This is a genomic window from Kitasatospora sp. NPDC058115, from assembly GCF_042884635.1.
GTDB lineage: Bacteria > Actinomycetota > Actinomycetes > Streptomycetales > Streptomycetaceae > Kitasatospora.
The window spans coordinates 149,845-164,515 of record NZ_JBHVTL010000001.1 but is presented as its reverse complement, the minus strand read 5'-3'; the positions used below and the strand labels follow the sequence as shown (position 1 = coordinate 164,515).

Here is a 14,671-nt window from a genome sequence, read left to right as displayed (position 1 = left end):
CCTCAAGGAAGGAAGGGCGCGGCGTGACCGAACCCGTGCTCGTCGTCGACTTCGGCACCTCCTCCTCGGCGGCGGCCGTCGTCCTGGACGGGCGTGAGCGGCCGTTGAAGGAACCGTCCAGCGGGCTGCTGTCCTGGCCGTCGGCGGTGTCCGTCGGCGCGGACGGCGGACTGCTCGTCGGCTCGGCGGCCGAGCGCCGCAAGCGGGCCGAACCCGACTCCTACCGCGCCGAGTTCAAGCGCGACCTCGGCGAGCGCGCACCCGTCGTGCTGGGCGGCCGCCCGTTCACCGCGGTCGCCCTGGTGGCCGCCGTGCTGGCCGAGTTCCGGGCACAGGCACGGGCCGTGGCCGGCCGCGACATCGACCGGCTGGTGGTGACCGTGCCCGCCTCCTACGGGCCGGTGGACCCGCGCCGTGAGGCGATGCTCGAAGCCGGTGCGGCGGCGGGTTTCGGCAGCGTCGAACTGCTGGCCGAGCCGGTGGCCGCCGCGCACGCCACCGTCGCCGGGGAGCCGTTCGCGCCCGGTGAGACGGTCCTGGTCTACGACTTCGGCGGTGGCACCTTCGACACCGCGCTGGTGCGGATCGGTGCGGACGGAGCCTCGCACACCGTGCTCGGCCACGCCGCCCTGGACGACTGCGGCGGCCGCGACATCGACGCCCTGCTCGCCACGGGCGTCGCAGCCGCCGGGCGCGACTGGCTCGACCCGCTGATGGCCGCCGGGGCGACCCGCGCCCGGCTCGAACTCGGCGACTTCGTCCGGCGGATCAAGCACCAGCTGAGCGAGGCTCCGGAGGTGGAGGACTACTTCACCCCGGTCACGCCGTCGAGCCGGGTCGACCGCTCCCAGCTCGAAGCCCTGATCGCGCCGTTGCTCGACCGCACGGTCGCCTGCTGCCGTCAGCTGCTCGCCGACTGCGGGGTGCGGCCGCGGGGCGTCGACGCGGTGCTCCTGGTCGGCGGCACCACCCGGGTCCCGGCCGTCGCCGCGCTCCTGGCCGACCGGCTCGGGCGGCCGCTGCGGCTGGTCGAGGACCCGGACCTGGCCGTGGTGCACGGCGCCGCCGTCTGGGCGGCCCGCTCCGCCGAGCGCCGGCTGCTGCCCGCCGCCACCGAACCGGGCGCGGTGCCGCTCGCCTGGGACCTCGGGGCGCCGGCCGAACTCACCGAGTGGCGCGTCCCGCTGGGCGCCGGTTACGAGGCAGGCGCCGCCCTCGGCACCCTGCGCACCCCCGAGGGCGCCCTGCTGGAGCTGGCCGCCGCCGCGCCGGGCCGCGTCGTACGCCAACTCCGCGCCCCCGGCGAGACGGTGAGCGCGGGGGAGTGGCTGCTCGCGGTCGAGCAGCGGGCGCCGGAGCCGGTGCCCGCGCCCGGGCTCCGGCCCGCCGGGGCGGCGCCGGGCCCGGTGGCGGCCCGCCCGGCCCTGCACCGGCGCCGGTGGTGGCGCGTCCTGGTGTCCTCGCTGTTCGCGCTGGACACGTTCGTCGCCACCGCTTCGTCCGGCAACCTCGCCGTCGGCCTGCTGTCCGGGGCCGTCTTCGCCGGGCTGGTGCACCTGGTGGGATACGGGGTGGGCCGGGCACAGGACCGCCGGAGCCGATGATGAAGGACGACAGGATGTTCGACCCCGGCGGCGGAGACCCGCTGCACCTGCCCGACCAGCACGACGCCGTCGAGGGGTTCGCCGAATTCGTCGGGGAGGTCGCCGAGTTCGTCACCGACCTGGTCGAGGACGTCACCGAGCTGATCGACCTGTTCGACGAGCAGGCCGCCGAGCGCGCCCTCGCCGAGGACGCCCCGGACACCGAGGCCCCGGACGCCGGGTCCCCGGCGGAGGGCAGCGCTGCGGCGGAGGCCGCGGCCGTGCTCGTCGACCCCGTGACGGGCGTCGACCCGACCGACTTCATCCACGGCATCCTCACCGCCGACGCCGATCAACTCGCCTCCATGGAGGACCAGTTGCGCGGCCTCGCCGGGCAGGGGGACTTCGGCCCCGTCCTGCCGCCCGACCTGCCGCCCGACCTCCGAGGACCCGCATGACCCCCGGCGCCCCGCCGTCCCCCGCCCGCGCCCTCGACGCACTGCGCGCCGACACCCTCGCGCTCTACGCCGCGCTGCGCCCGGCCGCCGCGGCCGCCCGGCACGCGTTGACCGCCGAGCGGCTGGCGGCGGCCGAACGGCGGCTGCGCGAGGGGACGTTGACGGTGGTGGTGTGCGGGGAGTTCAAGCGCGGCAAGTCCAGTCTGCTGAACGCGCTGCTGGAGGAGCCCGATCTCTTCCCCCGGGACACCTACTTCGCCACCAGCCTGGTCACCACCGCCGCCTTCGGCCCCGTGGAGCAGGTGGTGGTCACCCTCGACCCGCCGGAGGACCGGCCGGACGACGAGCCGGAGCAGGTGGAGATCCCGCGCGGGCGGATCGCCGAGTTCGCCACCGAGTCCGGCAACCCGGGGAACGTCAAACGGGTGCGGCTCATCTCCGTCCACCTGCCGAACCCCCGGCTCGCCTCCGGCCTGGTGCTGGTGGACACCCCGGGCGTGGGCGCGGTCTACCAGGCGCACACCGCCGTCACGGCGGGCTTCCTGCCGCAGGCCGACGCGCTGGTGTTCGTCGCCGACGCGACGCAGCCGCTGACCGAGAGCGAGCTGCGCTTCCTCTCCCGGGCCGCCGCCGCGTCGCGGGCACTGGACGGCACCGACGGGCTGGTCTTCGCCCTCAGCAAGATCGACACCGTCGGCGACTACACCGCGATCCACGCCAACACCCTCGGCAAGCTCGCCGCCGCGACCGGCCTCGCGCCGCAGGACGTCCCGCTGGTGCCGGTCTCCGCCCGCGCCAAGCTGGACTTCCTGGCGGACGGTGACCCGGAGGACCTGGAGATCAGCAACTTCGAGGAGTTCGAACGGGTCCTGTGGTCGGCGCTCGCCCGGCGCCGGGCCTCGCTGCTGGTCGGCGGCGCGCTGGCCGAACTGGAGGCGTCGGCGCGCACCATGCTCGAACCGGTGGACGCCGAGCTGCAGGCCCTGCTCGACGACACCCGCACCCGGCTCGCCGAACTCCGGGCCGACACCGAGGAACGCGAGCGCCGGATCGCCGAACTCGCCTCCTCCCAGGCCGGCTGGCGCCGCGAACTCGTCGACGCCGTCGCCGAGCTGGGCCGCACCCTGGGCATGCGGGCGCAGCAGGAGCTGGAACAGGTCTGGCACCGGTTCCGCACGGAGTACCTCTTCGACGACGCGATGATCGCCGAACCCGACCGGCTGGTGGGCCAGTTGGCGGCCGATGCGGCGCTCGTCACCGGAACGGTCGGCGAGCTGGCCGGGCTGCGGGCGGCGGAGCTCCAGGGCGACTTCGCCCGCCGCAACGGACTGGAACTGGACGCCCGCCCGAGCAGCCGGCTGCCCGAGCCGCCCGTCCCGCCGCTGACCGTGACCGGCCGGCTGGGCGAGGGGGAGCGGCAGGCGCCCGGCGGCGGCCGGCTGCGGGCGGTGACCTCCGGCTCCGGCATGGGCACGACGGCGGGCGGGCTGGCGGCGGGCGCGATCGGCGCGATCATCGGGACGCTGGTGCTGCCCGGCGCCGGGACGGCGGTCGGCGCCCAGATCGGCACCTCGATCGGCTCGGTGGTGGGCGCGCTGTTCGGCGGGGTCGCCGGGTACCGGGGCGCCGTACGGGACCAGCAGCTCGCCGACAAGGTCGCCCGCCGCAACAGCCTGCGTGCCGAACTGGAGGCGATGCGGGCCGGCCAGTACGCCCACCTCGCGAACGCGGTGCGGGACCTGACCCGCACGCTGGCCGAGGCGGTGCGGGCCGAGCTGGAGAGCCGGATCGCCCGCGAGCAGGCCGCCGCCCGGGACACCCTGGCCCGGCTGGAGTCCGCCCGCAGCGCCACCCGCGAGCAGGCCACCCGGCGGGCCGCCGAACTCGGCCTGGAGCGGCGGCCGTTGACGGAGGTCAGGGCCGGGGTGGAGCGGCTGGGCGCCCGGCTGACGGCCCTGCTCGCGGAACCGCGGTGAGCACGGGAGGCGGCGGCCGCTGGTGGCGGTTCGGGCGGGGCGGCGGCGAGCAGCCGCCCGCGCCGCCGCACGCCCCCGGCCCGGCCCCCGCGCCGGCCCCCGCTGCGCCCGAGCCCGAGCCCGAGCCGGGCGTGCGCGAGGCCACCGAGCGCGCCGTCACCGAGGCCGCCGCCCTGCTCGGCCCCCGCCACCGCGCCCCGGCCGCCCTCCTCCCTGCCCTGGACGCGCTCGACGGCTACCGCGACCTGGCCGTGCGCCCGATGCGGGTCGCCCTGGTCGGCCGGGTCAGCGCGGGAAAGTCCACCCTGGTCAACGCCCTGCTCGGGGCCCACCGGGTGGAGACCGGGGCCGAGGAGCTGACCTTCAACGTCAGCCGCCTCACCCACGGCGCCGAGCGCACCGTCACCGTCCACTACAAGGACGGCCGCCCCGCCGACCACCACCACCCGGACGACCTGCGCGCCCTCACCGCCCAGGCCCGCGACGACGACCAGGCCGGGCGGGCCCGGCTCCAGGCGATCGACCACCTGGTGGTCACCGACCCCAGCCCGTACCTGCGCTCCTTCGACCTGGTCGACACCCCCGGCCTGGACTCGGTGCTCGGCGCCGACTCCGCCAACACCCTGCGCTTCCTGGGCCGTTCACCGGACGAGGTGCGGGCCGACTCGATCGGCCACGCGGGCAGCGCCGACGCCCTGGTGCTGGTCTTCGCCCGCGGGCTCGCCCAGGGCGAGGAGGAACTGCTCGCCGACTTCACCGGCGCCGGTTTCGGCCCGGGCGCTCCCGGCGGCCCCGGCCCCGGCTCCGGTGCCGCCCCCGCCACCCCCGGCCCGGGCGGCGCGCTCACCACCGTCGGGGCCCTCACGAAGGTCGAGCTGTACTGGCCCGAGCACCCCGACCCGCTGGCCGAGGGCCGCCGGGTCGCCGACCGGGTGATGACCGCCGCCGGCGGCACCCGGCTGATGTACGACCTGCGCCCGCTGTGCAGCCTGGTCGGCGCCGCCGCCGGGCAGCTCACCGAGGCGGACCACGCCGACCTCGCCGAACTGGCCACCGTCGAACCCGCCCTGCTCGCCCGCCGCGCCGCCCGCGGCCCGTACTTCACCACCCGCCCCTACCCCGACCTGCCCGTGCCGGCCGACCGCCGCGCCCACCTGTTCGGCCTGCTCGCCGGCTACGGCCTCACCCTCGCCTGCGGCCTCATCCGCGACGGCGTCGAGGACCTGCCCACCCTGCGCGCCGAACTCGACCGGCGCAGTGGCCTCGCCGACTTCCGCCGCCTGCTCGCCGACCACTTCGGCGCCCGCGCCGACCTGATCAAGCTGCGCCGCATCGTCGACCGCGCCCGCACCCTTCCCGACACCCTCGCCGCGGACCTCCTGCCACCCGACCCGCCGTCCGCCGCCCGGCTGCGCGCCGCCGTCGACCGCGCGGTCGGCCGCTTCGTCGACCTGGAGGTCCAGCAGCACGCCTTCCGCGAACTGACCGTGCTGCGCGACTGCTACGACGGCCGCCTGACCGGCCTGTCCGCCGACGACCTGCTCGAACTCCGCCGCGTCATCGGCGAGTTCGGCACCACCACGGCCGCCCGCCTCGGCCTGCCGGAAGCCGCCTCCCGCCCCGCCCTGCGGCGCCACGCCCTGGCCCGCCTCGCCCACTGGTCCACCCTGACCGCCGACCCCACCTTCGCCGGTCCCACCCGCCGGGCCTGCCAGGTCCTGCGCCGCAGTTACGAACGCCTCGCCGCCGGCCTCTGACCGGCTTCCGGGGGTCGCTGACCGGCCGCTGCGCCGCCCCGGGCCCCGGGCCCCGGCGGCCCGGCGGTCCGGGAGCCGTCAGAGGGCGGCGAGGAAGGCGTCGAGTTCGCGCTCGAACAGGTCCGGGCGCTCCAGCGGGACCATGTGCGCGGCGCCGGGCAGGACCAGCGCGCGGACGTGCGGGGCGGCGTCGGCGAGGGCACGGGCGTTGGCGAGGATGTCGGCGCCGTCCAGTTCGCCGGTCAGGACCAGTGCCGGTGCCCTCAGCTCGCCGAGCCGGTCGGCCGCGCCGGCCTCCAGCGCGCTCCCGGCGCCGAAGCCGGCGGCGTGGCGCAGCACATGGGCCGTCACCGAGGCGCGCAGCCGCTCCCGCAGGGCGCCGTCCACCTGGTCGGGGGAGCGGTGCGGGCCGTCCGCCCACATCCGCAGGAAGTGCTCCACGAAGCGGTCCACGCCCTCCGCGCCACCCGCGCCCAGCGCGGCGATCTGCCGCTCGGTGTGATGGGCAACGAACGGGTCGGCGAACGGCCGTCCGCTGACGCCGGGGGCGGTGAGCACCAGGCCCGCGACCTGCCCGGGGTGGGTGAGCGCGGTGTCCAGGGCGATGCGCGCGCCGAGCGAGAGCCCGACCAGCACGGCGCTCGGCACGTCCAGGTGCGTGAGCAGGGCCCGCAGGTCGTCGGGGTGGGAGTGGTCGCCGGTGACGGGGGAGGAGCGGCCGTGGCCGCGGGCGTCGTAGCGGACGACGTGACGGCCGCGGGCGGCGAGCCGGGTGAACTGCTCGTCCCAGCTGTGCCGGTCCAGCAGCCCGCCGTGCAGCAGGACGACGGCGGGCCCGGCGCCCTCCGCGACCTCGTAGGACAGTTCGCCGCCCGTGACGGGTGCGGTGCCGGTGCGGGTGTCGGTCATGGTCCGTCCGTTCCTCCATCGTCGTTGCGCCCGCCGTGGTCCCGTTCCCCGGCGGCGCGCTCCAGCTCGTGGAACACCTCGCCGAGTCGGTCGAGCACCCGCAGGGCGGTGGCGACCTCGGCCGGGTCCAGGTCGCCGAGGTGGCGCCGCAGTGCCTCGCGCTCGGCTCCCTGGACGCGGGCGAGCACGGCCTCGCCCCGGGGGGTGAGCCGTACCAGCGAGGAGCGCCGGTGTTCCGGGTTGGCGGTGGTCTCGGCCAGGCCGAGCGCCTTGGCGTCGTTCACCAGTCGCTGCACGGGCTGGCGGTCCAGGTCCAGCGCCCGCGCCAGCTGCGGCACGGTCCGCGGCCCGCCGCGCCGCAGCGCGTCCAGGACGGCGTGCTGCCCGGCGGTCATGCCCGTCCCGGCCAGCCCGCGTTCGACCGCCCGCAGGACCACCCGGTGCACCGGCCACAGCCGCCGGATCACCTCGTCCAGCAGTCCTTCGACGGCGGGGCCGTCCTCGCCCGCTCCTCGGCTGACACTCATGGTGTCATCATGACATCAGCGGTGTCATGAAGGGAAGGCGGGCCGGGCGGATCGGCCCCGAGCGCGCCGAACGTGCCCCGGGCCGTCGACCGGCCGCACCTGCCCCGGCCCCGCCGCGATGGCCCGCCCGTCGTCCACGGAAACCCGCTTGCCGCCGGGGGCGTGATCGCCTTGGCCGGGCGGCATGACCGACCTGTGCACCGACCGCCTCCTGCTGCGCGGCTGGCGCGCGTCCGACCTCGAACCGTGGGCCGCGGTGAACGCCGACCCCGAGGTCCGCGAGCACCTGGGCGACGTCCTCACCCGCGCGCAGAGCGACGCCTCCGTGGCCCGCTTCCGGGCCGACTTCGGCCGGCGCGGCTACGGCTGGTGGGCCGTCGAGGTCCGGGCCACCGGGGAGTTCATCGGCTTCGCGGGGCTGGACGACGTCGACGACGGCCTCCCGTTCACCGGCGTGGAGATCGGCTGGCGGCTCGCCCGCGCGGCCTGGGGCCACGGCTACGCCACCGAAGCCGCCCGCGCCGTCCTCGCCTTCGGCTTCGGGACCCTCGCGCTGCCCGAGGTCCTCGCCGTCACCACGGCCCGCAACCTCCGCTCCCAGGCGGTCATGCGCCGGCTCGGCATGACCACCGACCCGGCGGACGACTTCGACGACCCCGGCGCCCCCGAGGGCCCGCTGCGCCGCAACGTCCTGTTCCGCCTCGCCGCCCCGGCCTGAGCGCCGGGTGCTCACTCCTCCGCGAGGAGGATCGCCAGCAGACCGGGGAAGCGCTGCTCGATGTCGTCGCGGCGCAGGGTGGCCATCCGGCTGTTGCCCCGGTTCACCTGGCGGACCAGCCCGGCCTCGCGCAGGGTGCGGAAGTGGTAGGTGACGGTCGCCTTGCTGACGGGCAGCGCGAACGAACTGCACGTCCGCGCCCCGTCGGCCGGCCCGGCGGCCAGCTCCCGCACCACGCGCCGCCGCATCGGGTCGGCCAGCGCCGCGAGGACCCGGCCGAGCTCGATCTCCGCCGGCTCCGGGTGTCCTTCGTCGTCGGGCATGGTCCTCGCCGCCTCCTAGGTATGACTTGCATCTTACCTCCCCGGTCGCCTAGCGTCCGAGAGGTACGAGATCACTCATACCTTTCGAAGGGATCCCCCCATGCCCCAGCCCTACACCCTCGTCGGCACCGCCCGCCCCAAGCCCGACCGGGTCGACGACCTGCGCCGGCTCCTGCTCTCCTTCGTCGAGCCGACCCGCCAGGAGCCCGGCTGCCTCGAATACCACTTCCACGAGGACAGCGAGGCCCCCGGCGTCTTCGTCTTCTACGAGGCCTGGCGCACCAAGGAGGACCTCGACGCCCACCTCGCCCTGCCCCACATGCGCGACTTCTGGGAGCACCGGATGGAGTACCTGGAGCAGGACCTGGAGATCCGCTGGCTCACCATGCACAGCCCCTACGAGCACCGCTCCGCCCCGGACGCGCGCACGGCCCGGGGCGGTGATGACGCCGCGGGCTAGGATGCGGGGTGGATCATGGGCCCCGGCAGGAGGATGCGCACGGATGAGTGGAACGGTCGCAGCGGTCAGCAGCAACGGGGAGTACTCCTTCACCAAGCCGAACCGCGACAGCATCACGCTGCTCGCCGGGCTCGGGGTGGAAGGGGACGTGCACGCGGGGGTGACCGTCAAGCACCGGTCGCGCGTCGCGCAGGACCCGACGCAGCCGAACCTGCGGCAGGTCCACCTCATCCACGAGGAGCTGTTCGCCGAGGTGGCGGAGCGGGGATTCACCGTGGCGCCGGGGCAGTTGGGCGAGAACGTCACCACCCGCGGGATCGATCTGCTCGGGCTGCCGGTCGGCGCACTGCTGCGGATCGGGTCGGACGCGGTGGTGGAGGTCACCGGGCTGCGCAACCCCTGCCAGCAGATCGACCGCTTCCAGGACGGTCTGCTGAAGCAGGTCGTCGGGCGCGACGAGGCCGGGACCGTGGTGCGCAAGGCCGGGATCATGGGCGTGGTCCGGGACGGCGGTGTGATCCGCCCCGGCGACGCGATCGAGGTCGAGCTGCCGGAGGGGCCGCACCGCCCGCTCGACCGCGTCTGAAGCAGGTTCTGGCGGACGACCTCCGGCACCGGCCGCGCATGGCCGAGGTCCGCCGCCGCGGTGCGCTCAGTACCGGGGCCGGTTGCGGCTGAGGTCGCGGGCGTGCACCAGCGCCTCGCGGATCAGGGCGGTGAGGCGGGCGGTGCCCTCCGCGCCGGTGCAGTTCGACGGATAGGCCTTGACGGCGCGCCACTCGCCGTCGGTGAGCGGCGGCCTCGGGCGCGCGGGTTCGATGCCCTCGGGGAGGGCCGGAAGGCGGACCAGGAGGGTGTCGAGGCCGGCCGCCACGACGGCCGCCACGCCCTCGAACGTCAGGACCGGCATGCCGTAGAGGCCTTCCACGGGGTGGCGCGGGGCCAACTCGGAGAGCCGGTCGCAGAGATCGGGGTGCGTGTGCAGCTGCCAGGGCCCGAGCGTGAAGTCGCCCGGTCCGTCGGGCGGGGTCGCCTGTTCGCGGAGGTGGGCGATCAGCGCGCGGTTCTCCGGGGCGTCGAGGAGTGCCGGGACGGGGGTGGCGGCGGGGCGGCGCTTCCGCTTGGGCATGCGGACGAGGGTAGCCCCTCCTGCCCGAGGTAGTCGTGGAGTTGCGCCGAGGCCTCCAGCATCGCGAGGCCCCGGTCGGTGAGCCGCCGCCGCCAGCCGGCGAGGGCGGCGGCGAGGGCGGTCGTGCCGCCGGCGGTGCGGACCTGCTCGACGACCGCCGCGATGTCCTGGAGCCGGTAGCCGCCGCGGCGCAGCAGGTGGGCGAGGTCGGCGTCGCGGACGTCGGCGGCGCCGAAGACGCGGTGGCCGGTGGCGGGGTCGCGCGCGGGGCGCAGGATGCCGGCCGCCTCCCAGCTGCGCAGGGTGGCGGGGGTGAGCCGCAGCCGGTGGGCGAGTTCGCCGATGGTGCGGGGGAGCGGACCGGAGGGGTCGGCGGGGGCGGTCGCCGCCGTCAGGTGGTCGACGGCGGCGCGGACGGCGGTGAGGGTCCGGTGGTCGTGGAGCAGCTGTCCGTGCCCGTGGTGGACGGCGGTCAGGGCGTCGTCGGTCCGGCCGTCGTGCACGGCGTTCATGATCGCCCCGGCGGTCCGGTGCCCGTACCCCCGGACCAGCGCGAGGAAGGTGCGCAGCGCCGCCGCGTGCCGCTCGGTGTAGATCCGGTACCCGGTGGGGGTGCGCTCGGCGGGCGGCAGGAAGCCGTCCTGCTCGTAGTTGCGGACGGCCTGCGCGGAGAGCCCGTGCTCGCGGGCGAGATCGGCCGGGCGCAGGTTCCGCTTCCTGGTGGGGTTGCTGGGCACTTTGAGACTTTACAAGAGATTCCTCGGGCCGGGACCGGAAAAGTCTCAACCGCTCTCTCAGGGATACGATGGAGGCTCATGACACAGGACATCCGAGACTTCCTGCCCCTGTCGTGCGGCCTGGTGGCGTTCGGCGAGCCGACGCACGTGGAACCGGCCTTCGGGCGGGTCCGCAACGAACTGTTCGCCCAACTGGTCGGGCGCGGCTTCCGGTCGATCGTCCTGGAGACCGACCGGGTGTCGGCGCTGACGGTGGACGCCTTCGTCCGGGAGGGGGCGGGGTCGCTGGACGGTGCGATGCGCGACGGCTTCACCCACGGGTGGGGGGAGCAGGAGCCCAACCGGGAGCTGGTGGCGTGGATGCGCGCGTACAACCGCAGCCGTCCGCCGCAGGAGCGGCTGGCGTTCCACGGCTTCGACGCCCCGACCGAGAACACGACGGCCCCGAGCCCGCGCCCGTACCTCGAACACGCCCGCGACTACCTGGGGGCCGACGTCGACGTGGCGGCCCTGGCCGGGGACGACGAGCGGTGGAGCCGGACGGAAGCGGTGCTGGACGCGGCGATGTCGCCGGGCGCCTCGGCGCAGGCGGACCGGCTGCGGGCGGTCGCGGACGATCTGCTGGGCCTGCTCCACGCGAGGGCGGCGGAGCTGATCGCGGCCACGTCGCGCGAGGAGTGGGAGGCGGCGCGGACGCATCTGACGGCGGGGGCGGGGTTGTTGCGGTACCACCGGCAGGCGGCGCGGCCGGGGGAGCCGGGCGAACGGCTCGCGGGGCTGCTGGGGGCCAGGGACGAGATCATGGCCCGCAACCTGCTCGCCATCAGGGAGGTGGAGGCACGGCGCGGCGGTACGTTCGTGTTCGCCCACAACAGCCATCTGCAACGGAACCCGAGCGTGTGGCGGATGGGGGAGAAGGACGTGACGTGGAACGGCGCCGGCCGGATCGTGGCCGCGCTGGTGGGTGGTGAGAAGTACTTCTTCGTGGCGGGAGCGCTCGGCGGCGCCGGCCCGTGGGCCCTGGCCCCGGCGGCGGAGGAGCCGTCGGCCGGTGAGGCCGATCTGCTCCTGGAGGTCGGGAACGGTGGTTCCGAGGCGGCGTGAACGCCGTCGACGCATGCGGACCGGGCGCCGGTCGTCGCCCCGGCGCCCGGTCGGCACGCACGGTCGATCCTTCCCGGTGATCGGCCGGTTCTCCTCGGTCGGTGGCGGGAAGAGTGCCGCACGGTGCTGCATCGCCGTCCCGCCCCGCCGGTCCCGGCCCCTCCCGGACCCGCCCGGAACGCCCGCCCCCGCCCCCTCCTGACCCGCGGTCGGTGCGCCGCCGTCCGGCGAGCCCGCCACATCCGGGAGCAGGACGTCGGATCCGCCGACTTCCTGCTCCCGCCCGGGATCGCGGCACATCGGCCTCCGGTGCCCGCTCAGGTGTCCGCGAGCCGCTCGTGGAGGTCCTCGCCGAAGCGGGAGCGGTAGACGCCGTGGGCGATGGTCCCGGGGGACTGGTAGCCCCGGTGCCGAGGGTCCGAGACCTCCGTATCCCACCGCACCGCCTGCCCCGGCCCCGCCGCCACGCGGCCCAGGTACAGCTGCGCGACGTCCTCCAGCCCCGGATCCCCGGCGAGCACCGAGCGCCACAGCCCGCGGCCCTGCCCGACCACCCACAGGCACAGGTCCTCGGTGCCGTCCTCGGACCAGGCGTCCCCGTCCACGCGCACGCCCTCCGAGAAGTCGGCCAGCGCGCCCGCCGCGCACTCGTACGCGAGCGCGAACTCTTCGAGGACCTCGCGTGGTTGGGACCCCAGCCACGCCTCAAGGGCCGACAGGTGCGGCCGGGCCGCTTCCAGGGCGTCCCAGAACCGATCGGGTATGTGCTCCGGTTCCATCCCGGCTCCTCCGTCCGGCTGCGGTCAGGTGGCCTTGCCATGCCCGACGAGGCGGAAGGCCAGGCAGACCACGGGCGTGTCGTCCTCCACCCGGGTGCCCAGCCGCGCCCAGTAGCCGACGTGCCCGGTGCGCCACTCCTCCAGGGAGGCGTCGCCCTCGCCCTCCGCGTGGGCGTGCTCCCAGGTGACCTCGGCGAACGGCTTCACCTCCACGCCGGTGATCTCGATGACGCCGACCGACTCGCCGCCGTCGTCGGTCAGCGCCAGCCGTTCGCCGGGCTGCTCCAGGCTCTCCCCCTCCTCGGCGTACTCCGCCAGCAGCCCGGTGGTGGCCGTCTTCCGGCCGGCCAGGGCCAGGGCGTTCAGCCGGGCCCGTATCGGGCCGGGGGTGCCCAGTTCCATCGAGCGCAGGCCGTTGACGCGTGGCCACATCCCCTCATCACCTCTTCCGGTGTCGCGGTCGTGTCTCCGGCCGACGATACGGCGCCGCGCCGACCGGGGTGGGGGCGGACACACGTGACGGTAGGTTAGCCTTACCTAAATTCAGGTGAGAGGAGACGGCCCTGACCAGCACCACCGCCCCCGCGCGCTTCCTGCTCTTCCCGCTCCAGGTGGTCCGGGCCACCCGGATCACCCCGCACATGGCCCGGATCACCCTCGGCGGACCCGCCCTCACCGGCTTCGTCAACGGCGGCCTCGACCAGCGGGTGAAACTGCTGCTGCCGCTGCCCGGGCAGAGCGAACCCCTGATGCCCGAGGGCGAGGAGGAGTTCGGCTGGTACCAGAGCTGGCGGGCCATGGACCCGGCCGTCCGCCCGGTGCTGCGCACCTACACCGTCCGCGCCCGGCGCCACGACCCCGACGAGGTCGACATCGACATCGCCGTCCACGGCGACCACGGACCCGGCTCGCGCTGGGCCAGGACGGCGGCGCCCGGCGACCGGGTGATCGTCTGCGGGCCGGCCGTCGAGGACGCCGGTGGCGTCGAGTTCCGGCTGCCCGACGGGGCGGACTGGGTGCTGCTCGCGGGTGACGAGTCCACCCTGCCCGCCGTCGCCGCGATCCTCGGCGAACTGCCCGGGAACCTGCCGGTGAGGGTGTTCGCCGAGGTCGAGGGGCCGCAGGAACACGCCTACCTGCCCGCCGCCCGCCCCGGCACCGGGATCACCTGGCTGCACCGGGGCGCCCCGGGCACCCCCGCCCTCCCCGACGCCGTCCGCGCCGCCGAACTGCCGGACGGCGCGCCGTACGCGTGGATCGCCGGCGAGGCCTCGGCCGTCCGCGAGCTGCGCCGCCACCTGGTGAGCGAGCGCGGCTGGGACCGGCGCGCCGTCTGCTTCATGGGCTACTGGCGCCTCGGCCGCACCGAGGACCAGCGCGCCGACGAGCCGGCGGAGACGGACGCCGACTGACCGGCGTCGCGTCCGGATTCGAGGGAGGTCGAAGGGCTTGGCCCGGCCGGCTCGCACGCGGCGAGACTGGCCGGGCCGACGCGGTCCCGAGCGGGTGCGGCGGCAGTGTCCGGGCTCCGGCCAGCAGCGACTTCAGGAGAGTGCCCGTCATGAGAATCGCGCGTTCCCTTCTTCCCCGCGCCGGTGTCGCCGCCGGGGCCGTGCTGATGGCGGCCGGGCTGCTGGGCGGCCCCGCCCAGGCCGCCGACGGCGCCCCCGCCGCGGGCGACCCCGCGGCCACGGCCGCCGCCGCTCCCGCTGCGGTGTCCGACGCCGACCAGACCGTCATCCACGGCACCGCGGGCCTCAACCGCGGCGAGAGCTGGTCCTCCCCGGACGGCACCACCGTGCTGTACCAGCAGTGGGACGGCCACGTGGTGCTGTACAAGAACAACGTCGCCATCTGGACGGCCGTCGGCACGTACGGCGTCGGCACCTACCTCTACATGCAGGCCGACGGCAACCTCGTCGCGTACGACGCCGCCATGCGCGCGGTGTGGAACAGCAGGACCCCGTACCACCCGGGCGCCTACCTCGCCGTCCAGAACAGCGGCAACCTCGTCATCTACGCCGGGAGCACCCCGATCTGGTGGTCCAACTACCGCCCCGGCGGCACGGGCCCGGTCGACCCCGAGTGCCGCCCCGGCCGCCTCTGCCCGTGACGCGGTAGCGCCGCACCCCCCGGTCCCGCCCCGCCCGGCCCCCGTCCGGGCGGGGCGCACCCGTGCCCGCGCGGGGTGTCCGGAAGGGCAGGACTCCG

17 protein-coding genes are annotated in these 14,671 nt (G+C 75.8%); 10 read left to right on the top strand and 7 right to left on the bottom strand.

Annotation, left to right across the window (positions count from 1 at the left end; all coding sequences use genetic code 11):
- The first annotated feature begins 23 nt into the window (after positions 1-23).
- Genes ACFVVL_RS00620 through ACFVVL_RS00605 form a run of 4 tightly spaced genes read left to right on the top strand, consistent with a single transcriptional unit; the run spans position 24 to position 5,774 of the window.
- Positions 24-1,604, top strand: coding sequence for an Hsp70 family protein (locus ACFVVL_RS00620; protein WP_387670256.1), 1,581 nt, complete (start codon positions 24-26; stop codon positions 1,602-1,604).
- Positions 1,604-2,041: a hypothetical protein gene (locus tag ACFVVL_RS00615; protein ID WP_387670254.1), complete on the top strand. Its 438-nt coding sequence runs from the start codon at positions 1,604-1,606 to the stop codon at positions 2,039-2,041. Before ACFVVL_RS00620 ends, ACFVVL_RS00615 begins: the two co-directional genes overlap by 1 nt.
- Entirely contained in the window at positions 2,038-4,017 is a 1,980-nt protein-coding gene (locus ACFVVL_RS00610) for a dynamin family protein (RefSeq protein WP_387670252.1), read from the top strand. Before ACFVVL_RS00615 ends, ACFVVL_RS00610 begins: the two co-directional genes overlap by 4 nt.
- Positions 4,014-5,774 carry a dynamin family protein gene (locus ACFVVL_RS00605; protein ID WP_387670250.1) on the top strand — a complete coding sequence of 587 codons (1,761 nt, stop codon included), beginning with the start codon at positions 4,014-4,016 and terminating at the stop codon, positions 5,772-5,774. Before ACFVVL_RS00610 ends, ACFVVL_RS00605 begins: the two co-directional genes overlap by 4 nt.
- Positions 5,775-5,852: 78 nt before the next feature.
- Here ACFVVL_RS00605 and ACFVVL_RS00600 read toward each other — a convergent pair whose 3' ends face one another.
- Positions 5,853-6,683, bottom strand: coding sequence for an alpha/beta fold hydrolase (locus ACFVVL_RS00600; RefSeq protein ID WP_387670248.1), 831 nt, complete (start codon positions 6,681-6,683; stop codon positions 5,853-5,855).
- The gene (locus tag ACFVVL_RS00595) at positions 6,680-7,210 is read right to left on the bottom strand and encodes a MarR family winged helix-turn-helix transcriptional regulator (protein WP_380296687.1); all 531 of its coding nucleotides are present in this window, start codon (positions 7,208-7,210) and stop codon (positions 6,680-6,682) included. The genes ACFVVL_RS00600 and ACFVVL_RS00595 overlap by 4 nt, the downstream gene beginning before the upstream one ends.
- 184 nt (positions 7,211-7,394) lie before the next feature.
- Between ACFVVL_RS00595 and ACFVVL_RS00590 the strand changes: the two genes are divergently transcribed.
- Complete coding sequence (locus tag ACFVVL_RS00590; RefSeq protein ID WP_387670246.1) at positions 7,395-7,928, top strand: GNAT family N-acetyltransferase; 534 nt, start codon at positions 7,395-7,397, stop codon at positions 7,926-7,928.
- Positions 7,929-7,939: 11 nt separating this feature from the next.
- Here the strand turns inward: ACFVVL_RS00590 and ACFVVL_RS00585 are convergent, their stop codons facing one another.
- Positions 7,940-8,251 (bottom strand): ArsR/SmtB family transcription factor, encoded by a 312-nt coding sequence (locus ACFVVL_RS00585; RefSeq protein WP_380296683.1) that lies wholly within the window; start codon positions 8,249-8,251, stop codon positions 7,940-7,942.
- A 100-nt stretch (positions 8,252-8,351) separates the two neighbouring features.
- On the opposite strand from ACFVVL_RS00585, the gene ACFVVL_RS00580 reads away from it, so the two are divergent.
- Positions 8,352-8,711 (top strand): putative quinol monooxygenase, encoded by a 360-nt coding sequence (locus ACFVVL_RS00580; protein WP_387670244.1) that lies wholly within the window; start codon positions 8,352-8,354, stop codon positions 8,709-8,711.
- Between the two features lie 43 nt (positions 8,712-8,754).
- Positions 8,755-9,297, top strand: a complete 543-nt coding sequence (locus ACFVVL_RS00575) for an MOSC domain-containing protein (RefSeq protein WP_387670242.1) — start codon at positions 8,755-8,757, stop codon at positions 9,295-9,297.
- A 66-nt stretch (positions 9,298-9,363) separates the two neighbouring features.
- Here ACFVVL_RS00575 and ACFVVL_RS00570 read toward each other — a convergent pair whose 3' ends face one another.
- Together ACFVVL_RS00570 and ACFVVL_RS00565 are read right to left on the bottom strand one after the other, a co-directional pair.
- Positions 9,364-9,840: a hypothetical protein gene (locus tag ACFVVL_RS00570; protein ID WP_387670240.1), complete on the bottom strand. Its 477-nt coding sequence runs from the start codon at positions 9,838-9,840 to the stop codon at positions 9,364-9,366.
- On the bottom strand, positions 9,765-10,577 hold the full coding sequence (locus ACFVVL_RS00565) for a MerR family transcriptional regulator (protein WP_387670238.1): 813 nt from the start codon (positions 10,575-10,577) through the stop codon (positions 9,765-9,767). The genes ACFVVL_RS00570 and ACFVVL_RS00565 overlap by 76 nt, the downstream gene beginning before the upstream one ends.
- A 78-nt stretch (positions 10,578-10,655) precedes the next feature.
- Between ACFVVL_RS00565 and ACFVVL_RS00560 the strand changes: the two genes are divergently transcribed.
- Positions 10,656-11,681 carry an erythromycin esterase family protein gene (locus ACFVVL_RS00560; RefSeq protein WP_387670236.1) on the top strand — a complete coding sequence of 342 codons (1,026 nt, stop codon included), beginning with the start codon at positions 10,656-10,658 and terminating at the stop codon, positions 11,679-11,681.
- A gap of 317 nt (positions 11,682-11,998) precedes the next feature.
- Here the strand turns inward: ACFVVL_RS00560 and ACFVVL_RS00555 are convergent, their stop codons facing one another.
- Positions 11,999-12,460: a hypothetical protein gene (locus ACFVVL_RS00555; RefSeq protein WP_387670234.1), complete on the bottom strand. Its 462-nt coding sequence runs from the start codon at positions 12,458-12,460 to the stop codon at positions 11,999-12,001.
- Between the two features lie 24 nt (positions 12,461-12,484).
- Positions 12,485-12,892 carry an ASCH domain-containing protein gene (locus ACFVVL_RS00550; protein WP_387670232.1) on the bottom strand — a complete coding sequence of 136 codons (408 nt, stop codon included), beginning with the start codon at positions 12,890-12,892 and terminating at the stop codon, positions 12,485-12,487.
- Positions 12,893-13,071: 179 nt separating this feature from the next.
- Between ACFVVL_RS00550 and ACFVVL_RS00545 the strand changes: the two genes are divergently transcribed.
- Both ACFVVL_RS00545 and ACFVVL_RS00540 read left to right on the top strand, forming a co-directional pair.
- Positions 13,072-13,872 carry a siderophore-interacting protein gene (locus ACFVVL_RS00545; protein WP_387670230.1) on the top strand — a complete coding sequence of 267 codons (801 nt, stop codon included), beginning with the start codon at positions 13,072-13,074 and terminating at the stop codon, positions 13,870-13,872.
- A gap of 149 nt (positions 13,873-14,021) precedes the next feature.
- Positions 14,022-14,573, top strand: a complete 552-nt coding sequence (locus ACFVVL_RS00540; protein ID WP_387670228.1) for a hypothetical protein — start codon at positions 14,022-14,024, stop codon at positions 14,571-14,573.
- Positions 14,574-14,671 lie beyond the last annotated feature (98 nt).

Excerpts from the sequence above, each read along its gene's own strand:
- ACFVVL_RS00615 (WP_387670254.1), top strand. The coding sequence starts at position 1,604 with ATGAAGGACGACAGGATGTTCGACCCCGGCGGCGGAGACCCGCTGCAC.
- ACFVVL_RS00610 (WP_387670252.1), top strand. The coding sequence starts at position 2,038 with ATGACCCCCGGCGCCCCGCCGTCCCCCGCCCGCGCCCTCGACGCACTG.
- ACFVVL_RS00600 (WP_387670248.1), bottom strand. The coding sequence starts at position 6,683 with ATGACCGACACCCGCACCGGCACCGCACCCGTCACGGGCGGCGAACTG.
- ACFVVL_RS00595 (WP_380296687.1), bottom strand. The coding sequence starts at position 7,210 with ATGAGTGTCAGCCGAGGAGCGGGCGAGGACGGCCCCGCCGTCGAAGGA.
- ACFVVL_RS00590 (WP_387670246.1), top strand. The coding sequence starts at position 7,395 with ATGACCGACCTGTGCACCGACCGCCTCCTGCTGCGCGGCTGGCGCGCG.
- ACFVVL_RS00585 (WP_380296683.1), bottom strand. The coding sequence starts at position 8,251 with ATGCCCGACGACGAAGGACACCCGGAGCCGGCGGAGATCGAGCTCGGC.
- ACFVVL_RS00580 (WP_387670244.1), top strand. The coding sequence starts at position 8,352 with ATGCCCCAGCCCTACACCCTCGTCGGCACCGCCCGCCCCAAGCCCGAC.
- ACFVVL_RS00575 (WP_387670242.1), top strand. The coding sequence starts at position 8,755 with ATGAGTGGAACGGTCGCAGCGGTCAGCAGCAACGGGGAGTACTCCTTC.
- ACFVVL_RS00570 (WP_387670240.1), bottom strand. The coding sequence starts at position 9,840 with ATGCCCAAGCGGAAGCGCCGCCCCGCCGCCACCCCCGTCCCGGCACTC.
- ACFVVL_RS00560 (WP_387670236.1), top strand. The coding sequence starts at position 10,656 with ATGACACAGGACATCCGAGACTTCCTGCCCCTGTCGTGCGGCCTGGTG.
- ACFVVL_RS00555 (WP_387670234.1), bottom strand. The coding sequence starts at position 12,460 with ATGGAACCGGAGCACATACCCGATCGGTTCTGGGACGCCCTGGAAGCG.
- ACFVVL_RS00550 (WP_387670232.1), bottom strand. The coding sequence starts at position 12,892 with ATGTGGCCACGCGTCAACGGCCTGCGCTCGATGGAACTGGGCACCCCC.
- ACFVVL_RS00540 (WP_387670228.1), top strand. The coding sequence starts at position 14,022 with ATGAGAATCGCGCGTTCCCTTCTTCCCCGCGCCGGTGTCGCCGCCGGG.